Origin of the sequence: Variovorax endophyticus (genome assembly GCF_025376855.1) — a bacterium.
In the GTDB taxonomy this organism is placed as follows: Bacteria; Pseudomonadota; Gammaproteobacteria; order Burkholderiales; family Burkholderiaceae_C; genus Variovorax.
Window position 1 is genome coordinate 1 of sequence record NZ_JAHUTH010000048.1, and the last position, 14,089, is coordinate 14,089.

Below are 14,089 nucleotides of genomic sequence, written 5' to 3' on the forward strand. Positions count from 1 at the left end.
GGTGTCCACCATGTCCTCGCACACCTGTCCACCATGTGCCCGGTCCATACACGAGACAAAAGAAAGTGACTCGCCCGCCGGGGCGAGACCCGGCCGACAACCTCAAAGAAGTCAAACAGCCCGAATAGGGATGTACATCTCCCCCCCACCCGCCACGAACTCCTTCGACTTCTCCTCCATCCCCTTCTCCACAGCCAGTGCCTCCGCCACCCCCTTGGCCGCGGCGTACTCACGCACCTCCTGCGTGATCTTCATCGAGCAGAACTTCGGCCCGCACATCGAACAGAAGTGCGCCACCTTGCTCGAATCCTTCGGCAGCGTCTCGTCGTGGAATTCGCGCGCCGTATCCGGGTCGAGCCCCAGGTTGAACTGGTCCTGCCAGCGGAACTCGAAGCGCGCCTTGCTCAGCGCATCGTCGCGCGAGCGCGCTCCCGGGTGTCCCTTCGCCACGTCCGCCGCATGCGCCGCGATCTTGTAGGCAATGATCCCCTGCTTCACGTCGTCGCGGTCGGGCAGCCCCAGGTGCTCCTTCGGCGTCACGTAGCACAGCATCGCCGTGCCGGCCCAGCCGATCATCGCCGCGCCGATCGCGCTCGCGATGTGGTCGTAGCCCGGCGCGATGTCGATCGTCAGCGGGCCCAGCGTGTAGAACGGCGCCTCGTGGCAGTGCTTGAGCTGCTCGTCCATGTTCGACTGGATCATGTGCATCGGCACATGGCCCGGGCCTTCGATCATGGTCTGCACGTCGTGCTTCCAGGCGATCTGCGTGAGCTCGCCGAGGGTGCGCAGCTCGGCGAACTGCGCCTCGTCGTTGGCATCGGCGCCGCTGCCGGGGCGCAGGCCGTCGCCGAGCGAGAAGCTCACGTCGTAGGCCTTCATGATGTCGCAGATGTCCTCGAAGTGCGTGTAGAGGAAGCTCTCCTTGTGGTGCGCGATGCACCACTTCGCCATGATCGAGCCGCCGCGCGAGACGATGCCGGTCATGCGGTCGGCCGTCAGGTGGATGAACGGCAGCCGCAGCCCGGCGTGGATGGTGAAGTAGTCGACGCCCTGCTCGGCCTGCTCGATCAGCGTGTCGCGGTAGATCTCCCAGGTCAGGTCCTCGGCCACGCCGCCCACCTTCTCGAGCGCCTGGTAGATCGGCACGGTGCCGATGGGCACCGGGCTGTTGCGCACGATCCAGTCGCGCGTGGTGTGGATGTTCTTGCCGGTCGACAGGTCCATCACGTTGTCGGCGCCCCAGCGGATCGCCCACACCAGCTTCTCCACTTCCTCCTCGATGCTCGAGGTGACGGCCGAGTTGCCGATGTTGGCGTTGATCTTCACCTTGAAGTTGCGCCCGATCGCCATCGGCTCCACCTCGGGGTGGTTGATGTTGGCGGGAATGATCGCGCGGCCGCGCGCCACCTCGTCGCGCACGAACTCGGGCGTGATGATGCGCGGGATGCTCGCGCCCATCGGGTTGCCGGCCACGCGCCTGGCGCGCTCCTCGTTGGCGAGGTACTCGGCCATCCACTCGCGCTTGCCGTTCTCGCGCAGCGCCACGTACTCCATCTCGGGCGTGACGATGCCGCGGCGCGCGTAGTGCATCTGCGTGACGTTGGCGCCCGACTTCGCGCGGCGCGGCGTGCGCTGCAGCGCCGAGGCGCCGGCGCGCAGCTCAGCCAGGCGCTGGGCATCGCGGTCCTCGTTCTTGGCGCCGTCGTCGAGCGCATGGTGCACGCGCCCCTCGTAGCTCTCGGTGTCGCCGCGCTCGGCGATCCAGGCACCGCGCACGTCGGGCAGGCCGCGGCGCACGTCGATCTCGACCTTCGGGTCGGTGTAGGGACCCGAGGTGTCGTAGAGCGACACGGTCTCGCCGTTGGTGAGCTTCACGTCGCGCACCGGCACGAACAGGTCGGGCCGGCTGCCGGGGATGACGCACTTGTGCGACGCGGGGAAGGGCTCGCGCGTGAGCGAGAGCAGGGAGGTGAACTTGTCGGGGGCATTCATGCGGGGCACTCCTTGTGGATGGAAAGGGTGCTCCGCAATCGCTCGGTGGGCTGTGGGCGCCATCCCGGGTGGGGAGGGACGACGGACCGAAGCCAGGGAGTGCAGCTCTTCTTACGCCGGTATGACCCGGATCAAGTTCGCGGGTCGGCAGCTTTGCCATCTCAGCACGCCACATGCGTGCACCCCGGAGCGGGGCCGATTGTGCGAGCGCCGGCGTTCGCCGTCAACCGCCCGCGTCAATGCGGGGTATCAGGCCCGGGCTTGCAGGTCGCCGTCGACGTAATACCAGCGCGACAGGCCCGCGGCGTCGGACTCGCGCACGAAGCGGCTGCGCTCGTGCAGCCGCGAGGCCGTGCCCGAGGCGCCGCGCTGGCGCGCGACGAACTCGACCTCGGCATGGTCGGCATCGCTCATCGAGCGGCCGCGCACGTCGAGCCCGAGCCAGCGCACGCCGGGCTCGAAGTCGAGCGAGGCCGGCCGCGTGCTCGCGTGCCAGGTGCCGAGCAGGTACTCGGCACGCTCGCGCACGAAGGCCGTATAGCGCGAACGCATCAGCGATTCGGCATCGGGGGCGGGGGTGTGCTCGAAGTCGTCGAGGTAGCGGCCGCAGCACATCGCGTAGGCGATGGGCTTGTCGCGGCGGTCGGTGCGGCCGCAGGGGCAGGGTGCGGTGGAGGGATCGGGAACGCTGGGCATGGAGGCCCCTATTGGAACACCGCGCGGGCCGGGCCCTCCAGAGGGCAAGCCCTGGGGCCGCGGGCATCCACCCTTGGCGTGCCGCTTGCTACCCGCTAACGTGGCGCCCCGGAGACCGGGGTTGACCACGGGAAGACAACGCACACCATCGAGGAACAACGGCCATGTACCTGAGCGCTTCCGAACAGCAGGCCCTGCGCGGCGTGTTCACGCTGCTCGCGCGCGACGACGAGGGCGGCGAGCGCGAGATTCGCGAGCGCCTCGGCCATGCGCTGCTCGGCCTGCTGCGGGCCGACCAGTTCGCCTCCTTCGTCTGGGACGCCGAGCGCGGCGGCTTCGGCTCGCGCGTGGCGATCAACATGGCGCCGGCCAACCTCGACACCTATGCGCAGTGGCACCAGCACCACGACCCCATCACCTTCGTGCTGCAGTCGCGCCGCCGCGCCACGCGCGTGACCGAGGTGATGCCGCAGCGCGAACTGATGCGCACGCCCTTCTTCAACGACTTCCTCGCGCGCGACGGGCTGCATTGGGGCCTGAACCTTCATGCCTTCGACGGCGAGCGCGCGCTCGGCGACCTGCGCATCTGGCGCCGCAAGGAGCGCGGCGATTTTGGCGCGCGCGAGACGCTGATGCTCGACCTGATCGAGCCCGCGTTCGCGGGCGCGCTGCGGCGCGCGCAGCAGCGCACGGGCGGCGCGGGAAGCGCGGCCGCCTCGCCCTGGGCCAGCCTCAGCGCGCGCGAGCAGCAGGTGGCGCGCGCCGTGCGCGAGGGCCTCACCGACAAGGACATCGCGCGCCGCATGGCGGTGGGCGTGCCCACGGTGCGCACCTACCTGCGGCGCATCTTCGACAAGCTCGGCATCGAGCGCCGTTCGGCGCTCGCGGGCGTGCTGCCGCGCGACTGAATCACTTCGCCGCCGGCAGCCGCCCCAGCAAGGGCTCGATCGCCAGGCCCAGCGCCAGCAGGCGGCGGTCGCTGCCCGCGGGGCCGTCGAGCTCGAGCCCGATCGGCAAACCGCTGGTCGCGCCCAGCGCCGAGGGCAGCTGCAGGCCCGGAATGCCCGCGTTGCTGCCGGGGTCGGTGTTCTGGATCAGCGCGCTGAAGTTCTCGGGGCTGCTGGCCTCGGGCGCGGCCAGCAGCGCCACCTGCGGCACGGTCGGGAACACCAGCGCGTCGAGCCGGTGCTTCGTGAAGGTGTCGCGGTAGAGCTTCTGCAGCGCCGGGCGCGCCACGCGCATCGCGTTGTCGTAGGCCGGCCTGGCGTCGACCGTGCCGTTCGCGGCCGGCAGCTTGCGCGGCAGCACCAGGCCGTCGAAGGTGCCCTTGACGTCGGGGCTGGCGATGCCCGCGGCGAGCTGCTTCAGGTCGATGCCGGTGTCGTACTTCGCGAGGTAGGCCGCCATGTCGTCGTTCGCCTCGTAGAGCGCGACCGGGAAGCCCACCGCGCCGTTGAGCTCGCCGAGCTTCGGCATCTCGAGCTCGACCAGCGTGACGCCGGCCGCGCGCAGCTTCGCGAGCGCGGCATCGGTGGCGGCGCGGGTGTCGGCATCGAGGTTCGCGAAGAAGGCCGGCACCACGCCGAGCCGCACGCGCTTCAGGTTGGCGGGACGCACCGCCGCGCCGCCCGCGATCGCGCGGTCGAGCAGCACCAGGTCGGCCACCGACAGCGCCATCGGGCCGGCGGTGTCGCGCGTGTGCGAGATCGGCGCGATGCCCTGCTGCGGATAGCGCCCCATCGAGGGCCGAAGCGACGCGCAGCCGTTGAAGGCACAGGGAATGCGCACCGAGCCGCCGGTGTCGGTGCCCAGCGCGGCCGACACCATGCGCGCGCCCAGCGCCGCGCCATTGCCCGAGGAGGAGCCGCCCGCGATGCGGCGCGGGTCGTAGGCATTGCGCACGCCGACCTCGGGGCCCGAGGGGAAGGCCGGGTTGTAGCCGGTGACGCCGAAGGCCAGCTCGTGCATGTGGGTCTTGCCCAACACGATGGCGCCGGCCGCGCGCAGCTTCGCGACCACCGGCGCGTCGGCTGCCGGCACGAAGCCCTTGAGCGCGGGCGTGCCGGCGCTGGCGGGCAGGCCGCGCACCTGGATGTTGTCCTTGATCGCCACCGGCAGGCCATCGAGCGGCTTGCAGGCCGCGCCCGGCTTGCGCGCGGCATCGGCGGCGCGCGCAGCCGCGAGCGCGCCCTGTTCGTCGAGCGTGATGAAGGCGTTGAGATTGGCCTTCGCCCTGGCCTGCGCGACGTAGGCCGTGACCAGCTGCTCGCTGGTCAGCCGGCCGGCGCAGAGCTCGCGCACCGCGTCGCTGGCGGTCAGGGTGGCGATGTCGGGCGCGGCCGGCTGCTGGGCCTGGGCACCCATGGCGAGCACGGCGAGCGCACACGCTGCAAGACGCGCCGGGCGGCGCAAGGGGGCGGAAGAAGAACGGGTCATGGCGGCGGCCTCGATGAACGAACGGAAGGCCGCCATCGTGCGCCGCCGCGCGGCGGCTGTCTGTCGTCGAAACCGATGACAAGGCGCGGGTGCGCGATCGGTGGTTCCTACTCGAACAGCACCCACTCGGGCCGCATGTTGAGGCGCACCGGCAGGATGCTCACGCCCAGGCCGCTGGTCACGTACATGCGCCGGCCGTGGTTCTCGATCCAGCCATAGGCCCAGGTGCGCGGCGCCGCGCCGGGCACGATCGGCGCGCCATAGCCCGGCACCCAGACCTGGCCGCCATGGGTGTGGCCGGCCACGGTGAGCACCGGCGCGGGCGCGGCGAGGCGCGGCATCCCGGCCAGGCTCGCGGGGTCGTGCATCAGCACCAGCGTGGGAGCGCCGGCCGGCACGCGCGACAAGGCGCGATCGGGCCGCGAATGACCGGTGGAGTGGTCGCCGATGCCCACCACCCAGAGCTCGCGCCCGGGCAGCGACACGGCATCGTTCTCGAGCATCACGATGCCCTGCGCCGACAGTGCGTGCGTGATGCGCGCGCCGTCGTGCCACCAGTCGTGGTTGCCGAGCACCGCGTACACGCCCAGCGGCGCCTTCAGCCGCCCGAGCACCTCGGCCATGGTCTCGATCGGCAGCGGCTCGTCGCCGCCGTGGCCGGCCAGGAAGTCGCCGGGCAGCAGCACCAGGTCGGGCTGCGCGGCATTGATGGCGTCGACGATGCGGCGCGCGCGCTCCACGTCGGTCACGCGCCAGAGGCTGCGTTCGGTCAGGTGCCAGTCGCTCGCGACCGCGATGCGCAGCCGCGGCTGCGCGCCCCAGGCGGCGCTGTCCAGCGTCTCGGTGCGCGCCGCGACCCAGCGCGGCTCGATCGCGACGCTCCAGAGGCCGAGCGCGGCCAGCGCGAGCGCCGCGAAGGCGCGCCATCCGGGGCGGCGCATCAGCGCGGCCGGCTCACAGCGCCCGCTGGATCAGCAGCTTCTGGATGTCCGAGGTGCCTTCGTAGATCTGGCACACGCGCACGTCGCGGTAGATGCGCTCGAGCGGGAAGTCGTTCACGTAGCCGTAGCCGCCCAGGGTCTGGATCGCGGCGCTGCACACGCGCTCGGCCATCTCGCTCGCGAACAGCTTGGCCATCGCGGCCTCTTTGAGGCAGGGGCGGCCGGCATCGCGCAGGCTCGCGGCATGCCAGATCAGCTGGCGCGCGGCCTCGAGCTGCGTGGCGCAGTCGGCGAGCCGGAAGCCCACGGCCTGCTGGTCGAAGATGGACCCGCCGAAGGCCTGGCGCTCCTTGGCATAGGCCACGGCCACGTCGAAGGCGCTGCGCGCCATGCCCACGCTCTGCGCCGCGATGCCGATGCGGCCGCCCTCGAGCGCGCCGAGCGCGATCTTGTAGCCCTCGCCCTCGGCGCCGATCAGGTTCTCCGCCGGGATGCGGCAGCCGTCGAAGTTGATCTGCGCGGTGTCGCTGCTGTGCTGGCCGAGCTTGTCCTCGAGCCGCGCCACCTGGTAGCCCGGCGCGTCGGTCGGTACGATGAAGGCGCTCATGCCGCGCTTGCCCGCGGCCTTGTCGGTGACCGCGATCACGATCGCCACCTGGCCGTTCTTGCCGCTGGTGATGAACTGCTTCACGCCGTCGATCACATAGCCGTCGGCGTCCTTGCGCGCGGTGGTGCGCAGGCTCGAGGCATCGCTGCCGGCCTGCGGCTCGGTCAGGCAGAAGGCGCCGAGCATCCGCCCCTGCGCGAGCGGCTCGAGCCACTGCTTCTTCTGCCGCGCATTGCCGTAGCGCATCAGGATCGCGTTGACGGGGCAGTTGGTCACGCTGATCGCGGTGCTGGTGCCGCCGTCGCCGGCCGCGATCTCCTCGAGCACCAGCGCGAGCGTGAGGTAGTCGAGGCCGGCGCCGCCGTGCTCCTCGGGCACGCAGATGCCGTAGGCACCGAGCGCCGCGAGGCCCTGGTGCACTTCCTTCGGGAAGCTGTGTTCGCGGTCCCACTTCGGCGCGTGGGGCCAGAGTTCGGCCTGCGCGAAGTCGCGCACGGCGTCGCGGATGGCTTCCTGGTCGGTGCTCAGCAGCATGGCGTGTCTCCTCGTGTCGTTCTCGTCGTCGTTACTTGCCGGAACCCAGGTCCATGATCAGGCGGGCGGCCATGTACAGGCGGCGCGGGATCGCGCTGATGTCCACGTACTCGGCCTTGTCGCTGTGGTAGCCGAAGCCCGGCAGGCCCAGGCTCTCGATCACGGGCTTGCCCGACAGCGCCGCGTAGGCCGCGTCGGTGCCGCCGCCGGTGCGTTCTTCCACGCCCAGCGTGCCGCCGGCTTCCTTGTAGTAGCCCACCGCCTTGTCGACCAGCTTCCTGCCGCCCTCGCCGGCATTGAAGGCCGGGCGGCCGCGCGTGACGATCACCTTCACGTCGGCATCGGGCAGCTTCTTCTGCTGCGCGCGCTCCTCGAGCGTCTTCATCGCGGCATCGAAGTCCTCGTTGCGCGCATAGCGCACGTCGGCGTTGAGCGTGGCGCTGGCCGGGATGATGTTCGAGACGTTGCCGGCCTTGGCGATGGTCCAGTTGAAGCGCAGGTTCTTCGACTTGTCGTCGATGCTCATGGTGCGCAGCACCAGGTCGGAGGCCTCGACCAGCGCGTTCACGCCGAGGTCGGGCGCGGCGCCCGCGTGCGAGGCCTTGCCCGTGATGTTGACCTGCACGTAGGCGATGCCCGAGGTGCCGAGCGAGAGCTTCTCGTCGCCGGCGCCGGTGGGCTCGAACGAGAGCACGTAGTCGGCCAGCTTGGCCTCTTCCTGGATCAGGTCGCGCGAGCCGAAGGAGCCCTTCTCCTCGTCGGTGTTGAACAGCACGGTGATGGTGCCGTAGTCGCGCACGCCGTAGTCCTTGAGCAGCTTGAGCGTGTGCAGGATCACGGCATTGCCGCCCTTGTCGTCGGCGATGCCGGGGCCGTAGGCCTTGTCGCCCTCGATGCGGAACGGCGCCTTGGCGAGCGTGCCCTTGAGGTAGACGGTGTCCATGTGCGACATCAGCAGCAGGTTCTTGCCGCCGCGGCCCTTGAGCTTACCGACGATGTTGTCGCCCACCACCAGGCCGGCCGACTTGCTGCGCGTGACGGTGAAGCCCAGGTTCTTCAGTTCGGCCTCGAGGAAGTTGCCCGCCGCGGCGATGCCCTCGGCGTCGCCGGTGCCGGTCTCGATGTTGACCAGCTTCTCGAGCGTCTTGATGACGGCGGGCTGCTCGTCGGTGGCGGCCTGGAACAGCACGTTGTCGCGCTTCTGCGCCCAGGCGGCCGGCGCGAGCAGGGCGCCCGCGAGCATGGCGGCGATGACGTTGCGTGAATGAAAGGGACGCATGGGACCTCCTGCTTTTCTGCGATTCGTTCTCTGAAACAATGAAAGTCCGCCGGCCATGCAGGCCGGTGGACGCGGCGCCGTGCTTTTTACAGCAGCTCGAGCGCCACGGCGGTGCCTTCGCCGCCGCCGATGCACAGCGTGGCCACGCCGCGCTTCCTGCCCTGCGCCTTGAGCGCGTGGATCAGCGTGACCATGATGCGCGCGCCGCTGGCGCCGATCGGATGGCCCAGCGCGCAGGCGCCGCCGTGGATGTTGACGCGGTCGTGCGACACGTCGAGCTCGTGCATCAGCGCCATCGGCACCACCGCGAAGGCCTCGTTGACTTCCCACAGGTCCACGTCCTTGACGGCCCAGCCGGTCTTCTTGAACAGCTTGGCCACGGCGCCCACCGGCGCGGTCGAGAACCACTCGGGCTGCTGCGCGTGCGTGGCATGCCCGACGATGCGCGCGATCGGCTTCGCGCCGATCTTCTTCGCATGCGACTCGGTCATCATGACCAGCGCGGCGGCGCCGTCGTTGATCGACGAGCTCGAGGCGGCGGTGATGGTGCCGTTCTCCTTCTTGAACGCCGGCTTGAGCGTCGGGATCTTGTCGAGCTTGACCTTGCCCGGGCCTTCGTCGATGGCGATCAGCGTGTCGCCGCCGCGGCCCTTGACCGTGACCGGCACGATCTCGTCCTTGAACAGGCCGGTGTCGGTGGCCTTCTTGGCGCGCTCGACGCTGGCGATGGCGAAGGCGTCCTGCTGCTCGCGCGTGAACTTGTACTTGGCCGCGCAGTCCTCGCCGAAGGTGCCCATCGAGCGGCCCGGCTGGTAGGCGTCCTCGAGGCCGTCGAGCATCATGTGGTCGAAGATGCGGTCGTGGCCCATGCGGTAGCCGCCGCGGCCCTTGAGCATCAGGTAGGGCGCGTTGGTCATGCTCTCCATGCCGCCCGCCACCATCACGTCGTGCGTGCCGGCCAGCAGCAGGTCGTGCGCGAGCATCGCGGCCTTCATGGCCGAGCCGCACATCTTGCTGAGCGTGACCGCGCCGGCGCTGTCAGGCAGGCCGCCCTTGTAGGCCGCCTGGCGCGCGGGCGCCTGGCCCTGGCCCGCCATCAGGCAGTTGCCGAACAGCACCTCGCCCACGCTGTCGGGCGCGATGCCGGCACGCTCGACGGCGGCCTTGATCGCGGCGCCGCCGAGGTCGTGCGCCGCGAGGGAGGAGAAGTCGCCCTGGAAGCTGCCCATGGGGGTGCGGGCGGCGCCGACGATGACGATGGATTCGGACATGTGAGTGCTCCTTGATGCTGGAAAAAGAATGCGGGTCCGCGGATGCGAAGGCCCGTCAGGAATGCGCCGCCTGCTCCTCGTCGCGGAAGCGTTGCGACTCTTCGTACGGGAACACGTCCAGCATCTGGCCGGCCTGGATGCGTTCCTTGTGGTGTTGCCAGAAAGCAGCGTCGAGCAGGTCGGCGTGGTGCGCCATGAAGGCTTCGCGCACGTCCTTGTTGCCCAGCAGGAAGGGCTCGAAGGTCTCGGGGAACACGTCCTTCGGGCCGACCGAATACCAGACCTCGCCGCTCATCTCCTCTTCCTCGTTGCGCGGCGCGGGCACCTTGCGGAACTGGCAGTCGGTGATGTATTCGATCTCGTCGTAGTCGTAGAACACGACCTTGCCGCCGCGCGTGACGCCGAAGTTCTTCCACAGCATGTCGCCCGGGAAGATGTTGGCGGCCACCATGTCCTTGATCGCATTGCCGTATTCGATCACCGCCTGCTCGAGCTGCTCCCTGGCGCGCCTGGCCTGCGCCGGGCTCTCGGGATGCGCGAGCATGTCGAAAGCCTCCTGCAGGTAGATGTTCAACGGGATCATGCGGCGCTCGATGTAGACATGCTTGAGCACCAGCTCCATCTCCCCGTTGCCGTCGCGGTCGCCGATCTCGAGCTGGCTGGGCGCGAACTTGCGGATCTCCTCGATCAGCGCGGGCTCGAAGCGGTCGAGCGGAAAACCCACGTCGCTGTACTCGAGCGTGTCGGCCATGCGGCCCACGCGGTCGTGCTGCTTCACGAGCATGTACTTGCCCTTGATCTGCTCGCGCGTGGTGTCCTTCGGCGGCGGATAGAAATCCTTGATGACCTTGAACACGAACGGGAACGAGGGCAGGTCGAACACCAGCATCACCATGCCCTTGATGCCGGGCGCGATGCGGAAGCGGTCGCTCGAGTAGTTGAGGTGCGAGAGGAAGTCGCGGTAGAACAGCGTCTTGCCCTGCTTGGCCAGGCCCAGCGCGTTGTAGATCTCGGCGCGCGGCTTGCGCGGCATCAGCGAGCGCAGGAACTGCACGCAGGCCGAGGGCACCTCCATGTCGACCATGAAGTAGGCGCGCGCGAAGCTGAACAGCATCTGCAGGTCGTCCTCGCCGAACAGCACCGCGTCGACGTGGAAGCGCCCCTGGCCGTCGTGCAGGATCGGCAGCGCGAACGCCAGCTCGACGAAACCGTTCATGATCTTGCCGACCACGTAGGCGCCCTTGTTGCGGTAGAACAGCCCCGAGAGCACCTGCAGCTGGAAGTTGGCGCGCAGCTTGACCTGGTGGAAGCGCGCCTGCATCGCGTCCGCCACGCGCTCGGCATCGCGCCGCTTGTGGGCCCAGCTGCCGAGCAGCGCGAAGTCGTCGAGCATCTGCTCGATGTGGTCGGCCAGCGTGGCGTGCGCCGGGTAGTAGGCGCGGTAGGTGGGCATGCCGCGCGGCTCGATGTACTCGGTGCTGATCGCCGGGCGCACGAAGATGAAGTCGTTCTGGAAGTACGCGCGGTGCAGGATCTTGGTGGTGACCGAGTTGAAGAAGCTCTCGGCCAGCTCGGGCTGGTGGTGGTCGACCAGCAGGCCGATGTAGTGCAGCTTGACCTGGTGCCAGACGTCCATCGGCTGCTCGCCGGCCTTGAACTCCTTCTCGAGCCGCGCCACCGCCTCGCTCACGCGCAGGTCGTAGAACTCGATGCGCTCGCGCTGCGCGCGCTGCTGGCCGTGCCAGTCGGCGGTCTCGAAGCGGTGCTTGGCGCGCGACGACTCGGCCCGGAACAGCCTGTAATGGCGGTTGAAGCCGTCCATCATCGCCTTCGCGATGTCGTAGGCCAGCGGGGAGTCGAGGCGCTGCGGGAACATGGACCGGGGAGAAGGCGCGCCTTCAGCCGGCGGCGGGCGTCGGCGCCGCGGCGGGCTTGCCGGTGAGCCGGGTCACCAGCTCGCCGGGGCGGCTGTACTTGTGGCGCACGCGCTGCACCGCGGCCTTGTAGAGCGATTCGAGCGACTTGTCGCCTTCCACGCTCATGCCCAGGTCCTGCAGCAGGCCGTCGTGCACGCCGAAGGTCCAGCCGTGGATCGTGACCTTCTGGCCGCGGCTCCAGGCGTCGACCATCACCGTGCTGACGGCCACGTTGACCACCTGCTCGGCGACGTTGAGTTCGCACAGCGCGTCGGCGCGCACTTCTTCCGCGAAGCCGTCGAGCATCACGTGGTGGCGGTCGCGCACGTCCTGGATGTGGCGGATCCAGTTGTCGGCCAGGCCGATGCGGGTGCCGTTGAGCGCGGCCTTCACGCCCGCGCAGCCGTAGTGGCCCACCACCATGATGTGCTCGACCTTCAGGTGCTCGACCGCGAACTGGATCGCCGACAGCGCGTTGAGGTCGGAGTGCACCACGATGTTGGCCACGTTGCGGTGCACGAACACCTCGCCGGGCTCGAGGCCGGTGATCTGGTTGGCGGGCACGCGGCTGTCGGAGCAGCCGATCCACATGTAGCGCGGCGTCTGCTGCTTGACCAGGCTGGAGAAGAAACCAGGCCGGTCACGTTCCATCTGCGCGGACCAGGCGCGGTTGTGGGCGAAGAGGTCGTCGAGGGATTCGGACATGCGGGGATTGTCGGTGAGGTGGAGGGGGATTCGGTGCGGCGGCGCCCGGCGCCGGGGGCTCTCTCTCAGGCGGTGGTTCGGGCCGGTCGCGGTGGCCTGGCCTTGGGCTTGCCGGCGGTTTCGGCCTTCTGCGCGCGCGCCAGCGCCGTCTGGCCCTTCTTTTCGTGAGCACGCACTTCCGCGATATTGGCCTGCAGCTCGGCGAGCTGGCCCTCGAGCTGCGCGCGGTGGGCGCCCAGGATGCTGAGGAAGCGCTCGAGCTGCGGCACCGTGTCGCGCGGGCTGTCGTACATGTCGAGGATGTCCTTGGCCTCGGTCAGGCTCAGGCCCAGGCGCTTGGCGCGCAGCGTGAGCGTGAGCCGGGCCCGGTCGCGCGCGCTGTAGATGCGCTGCAGGCCCGCGCGCTCGGGCGTGAGCAGCCCCATGTCCTCGTAGAAGCGGATCGCCCGCGTCGTCAGGTCGAATTCCTTCGCGAGCTGGCTGATGGTGAAGGTTTGCGCTGGCATGAGGGCTTGTTCAGGGAACACGGGAGGCGCCGGGAAGGGGGCGTTGCGGGGGCGACAGCACATTTGCGCCGCGCTCTCTACAATGGTGCCCTCAACCCATGACGTTTACGTAAACGTCAATCCTACATGAATCTGCTCGAACGCGAACTCCACTACCCCCTCGGCGACACCCTGCCCGCCCCCGGCGAGGCCCTCGAAGTGGCGCCCGGCGTGCGCTGGATCCGGATGCGGCTGCCGTTCGCGCTCGACCACATCAACCTCTGGCTGCTGCGCGACAACTACCGCGGCGTCGAGGGCTGGACCGTGGTCGACTGCTGCATCTCGCGCGACGAGGCGCGGGCCCAGTGGGAGCAGATCTTCGAGACCCAGCTGCAGGGCCTGCCGATCGTGCGCGTGATCGTCACCCACATGCATCCCGATCACATCGGCCTGGCCGACTGGCTGTGCAAGCGCTGGAACGTGCCGCTGTGGATCAGCTCCACCGACTACCACGTGGCGCGCGTGCTCTGCAGCAGCGGCGACACGCTCGCCGGCGGCGAGCATGCCGCGCGCTTCTTCAGCGCGCACGGCCTGGCCAACCCCGAGGCGCTCGACAAGATCCGCGGCCGCACCAACTACTACGCCAACATGGTGCCCTCGGTGCCCGAGAGCTTCGTGCGCATGCTCGACGGCGAGAGCATCGACATCGGCGGCCATGCCTGGCGCTGCATCAGCGGCTACGGCCATGCCCCCGAGCACATCGCGCTGTACTGCGACGATCTCAAGCTGCTGCTGGGCGGCGACATGATGCTGCCGCGCATCTCGACCAACGTGAGCGTGTACGCGGGCGAGCCCGAGGCGAATTCGCTGCGCCTGTTCCTCGACAGCATCGCGCGCTTCAAGTCGCTGCCCGCCGACACCCTCGGCCTGCCCGCGCACGGCAAGCCCTTCACCGGCATCCACCGCCGCGTCGAGCAGCTGCAGGAGCACCACCGCGACCGCCTGGCCGAGCTGCTCGAGGTCGCGCTGGCGCGGCCGATCACGGCCTTCGAGGGACTGCCGATCCTGTTCAAGCGCGAACTCGACCTGCACCAGATGACCTTCGCGATGGGCGAGACCGTGGCGCACCTGCACCTGCTCTGGTTCTCGGGGCAGGTGAAGCGCGAACTCGGCGCGGACGGCATCTACCGCTTCGGCGCGCTGGCCTGAGTTCCGGCACAGCGCGGC

The 14,089-nt window shown here is 69.5% G+C and carries 12 protein-coding genes and 1 riboswitch; of the genes, 2 read left to right on the plus strand and 10 right to left on the minus strand.

The window, feature by feature from the left end; translation table 11 throughout:
* Window positions 1–111: 111 nt before the first annotated feature.
* Window positions 112–1,992, minus strand: a complete 1,881-nt coding sequence (gene thiC / locus KV106_RS37690; RefSeq protein ID WP_261217217.1) for a phosphomethylpyrimidine synthase ThiC — start codon at window positions 1,990–1,992, stop codon at window positions 112–114.
* A 91-nt stretch (window positions 1,993–2,083) separates the two neighbouring features.
* Window positions 2,084–2,189, minus strand: a riboswitch (TPP riboswitch).
* Between the two features lie 52 nt (window positions 2,190–2,241).
* Window positions 2,242–2,688, minus strand: a complete 447-nt coding sequence (locus tag KV106_RS37695; RefSeq protein WP_261217220.1) for a YchJ family protein — start codon at window positions 2,686–2,688, stop codon at window positions 2,242–2,244.
* A gap of 164 nt (window positions 2,689–2,852) precedes the next feature.
* Between KV106_RS37695 and KV106_RS37700 the strand changes: the two genes are divergently transcribed.
* Window positions 2,853–3,596: a helix-turn-helix transcriptional regulator gene (locus KV106_RS37700; RefSeq protein WP_057596575.1), complete on the plus strand. Its 744-nt coding sequence runs from the start codon at window positions 2,853–2,855 to the stop codon at window positions 3,594–3,596.
* 1 nt (window position 3,597) lies between these two features.
* Here the strand turns inward: KV106_RS37700 and iaaH are convergent, their stop codons facing one another.
* The 8 genes from iaaH to KV106_RS37740 all read right to left on the minus strand — a co-directional run bounded on the left by iaaH (window position 3,598) and on the right by KV106_RS37740 (window position 12,883).
* Window positions 3,598–5,052: an indoleacetamide hydrolase gene (iaaH, locus tag KV106_RS37705; protein ID WP_261217308.1), complete on the minus strand. Its 1,455-nt coding sequence runs from the start codon at window positions 5,050–5,052 to the stop codon at window positions 3,598–3,600.
* A gap of 179 nt (window positions 5,053–5,231) precedes the next feature.
* A complete protein-coding gene (locus KV106_RS37710) occupies window positions 5,232–6,065 on the minus strand; it encodes a metallophosphoesterase (RefSeq protein ID WP_261217228.1) in 834 nt (277 codons plus the stop codon).
* 13 nt (window positions 6,066–6,078) lie between these two features.
* Window positions 6,079–7,206, minus strand: a complete 1,128-nt coding sequence (locus tag KV106_RS37715) for an acyl-CoA dehydrogenase family protein (protein WP_261217230.1) — start codon at window positions 7,204–7,206, stop codon at window positions 6,079–6,081.
* 31 nt (window positions 7,207–7,237) lie between these two features.
* Window positions 7,238–8,485 (minus strand): glutamate carboxypeptidase, encoded by a 1,248-nt coding sequence (locus KV106_RS37720; RefSeq protein WP_261217232.1) that lies wholly within the window; start codon window positions 8,483–8,485, stop codon window positions 7,238–7,240.
* Between the two features lie 86 nt (window positions 8,486–8,571).
* Window positions 8,572–9,756 carry an acetyl-CoA C-acyltransferase gene (locus KV106_RS37725; protein WP_057596578.1) on the minus strand — a complete coding sequence of 395 codons (1,185 nt, stop codon included), beginning with the start codon at window positions 9,754–9,756 and terminating at the stop codon, window positions 8,572–8,574.
* A gap of 55 nt (window positions 9,757–9,811) precedes the next feature.
* Window positions 9,812–11,632 carry a bifunctional isocitrate dehydrogenase kinase/phosphatase gene (gene aceK, locus KV106_RS37730; protein WP_261217234.1) on the minus strand — a complete coding sequence of 607 codons (1,821 nt, stop codon included), beginning with the start codon at window positions 11,630–11,632 and terminating at the stop codon, window positions 9,812–9,814.
* Between the two features lie 22 nt (window positions 11,633–11,654).
* Window positions 11,655–12,377 (minus strand): carbonate dehydratase, encoded by a 723-nt coding sequence (can, locus tag KV106_RS37735; RefSeq protein WP_057596580.1) that lies wholly within the window; start codon window positions 12,375–12,377, stop codon window positions 11,655–11,657.
* Window positions 12,378–12,442: 65 nt separating this feature from the next.
* On the minus strand, window positions 12,443–12,883 hold the full coding sequence (locus tag KV106_RS37740) for a MerR family transcriptional regulator (RefSeq protein ID WP_208510941.1): 441 nt from the start codon (window positions 12,881–12,883) through the stop codon (window positions 12,443–12,445).
* Window positions 12,884–13,009: 126 nt separating this feature from the next.
* On the opposite strand from KV106_RS37740, the gene KV106_RS37745 reads away from it, so the two are divergent.
* Window positions 13,010–14,071: an MBL fold metallo-hydrolase gene (locus tag KV106_RS37745; protein WP_261217245.1), complete on the plus strand. Its 1,062-nt coding sequence runs from the start codon at window positions 13,010–13,012 to the stop codon at window positions 14,069–14,071.
* Window positions 14,072–14,089: the final 18 nt, after the last annotated feature.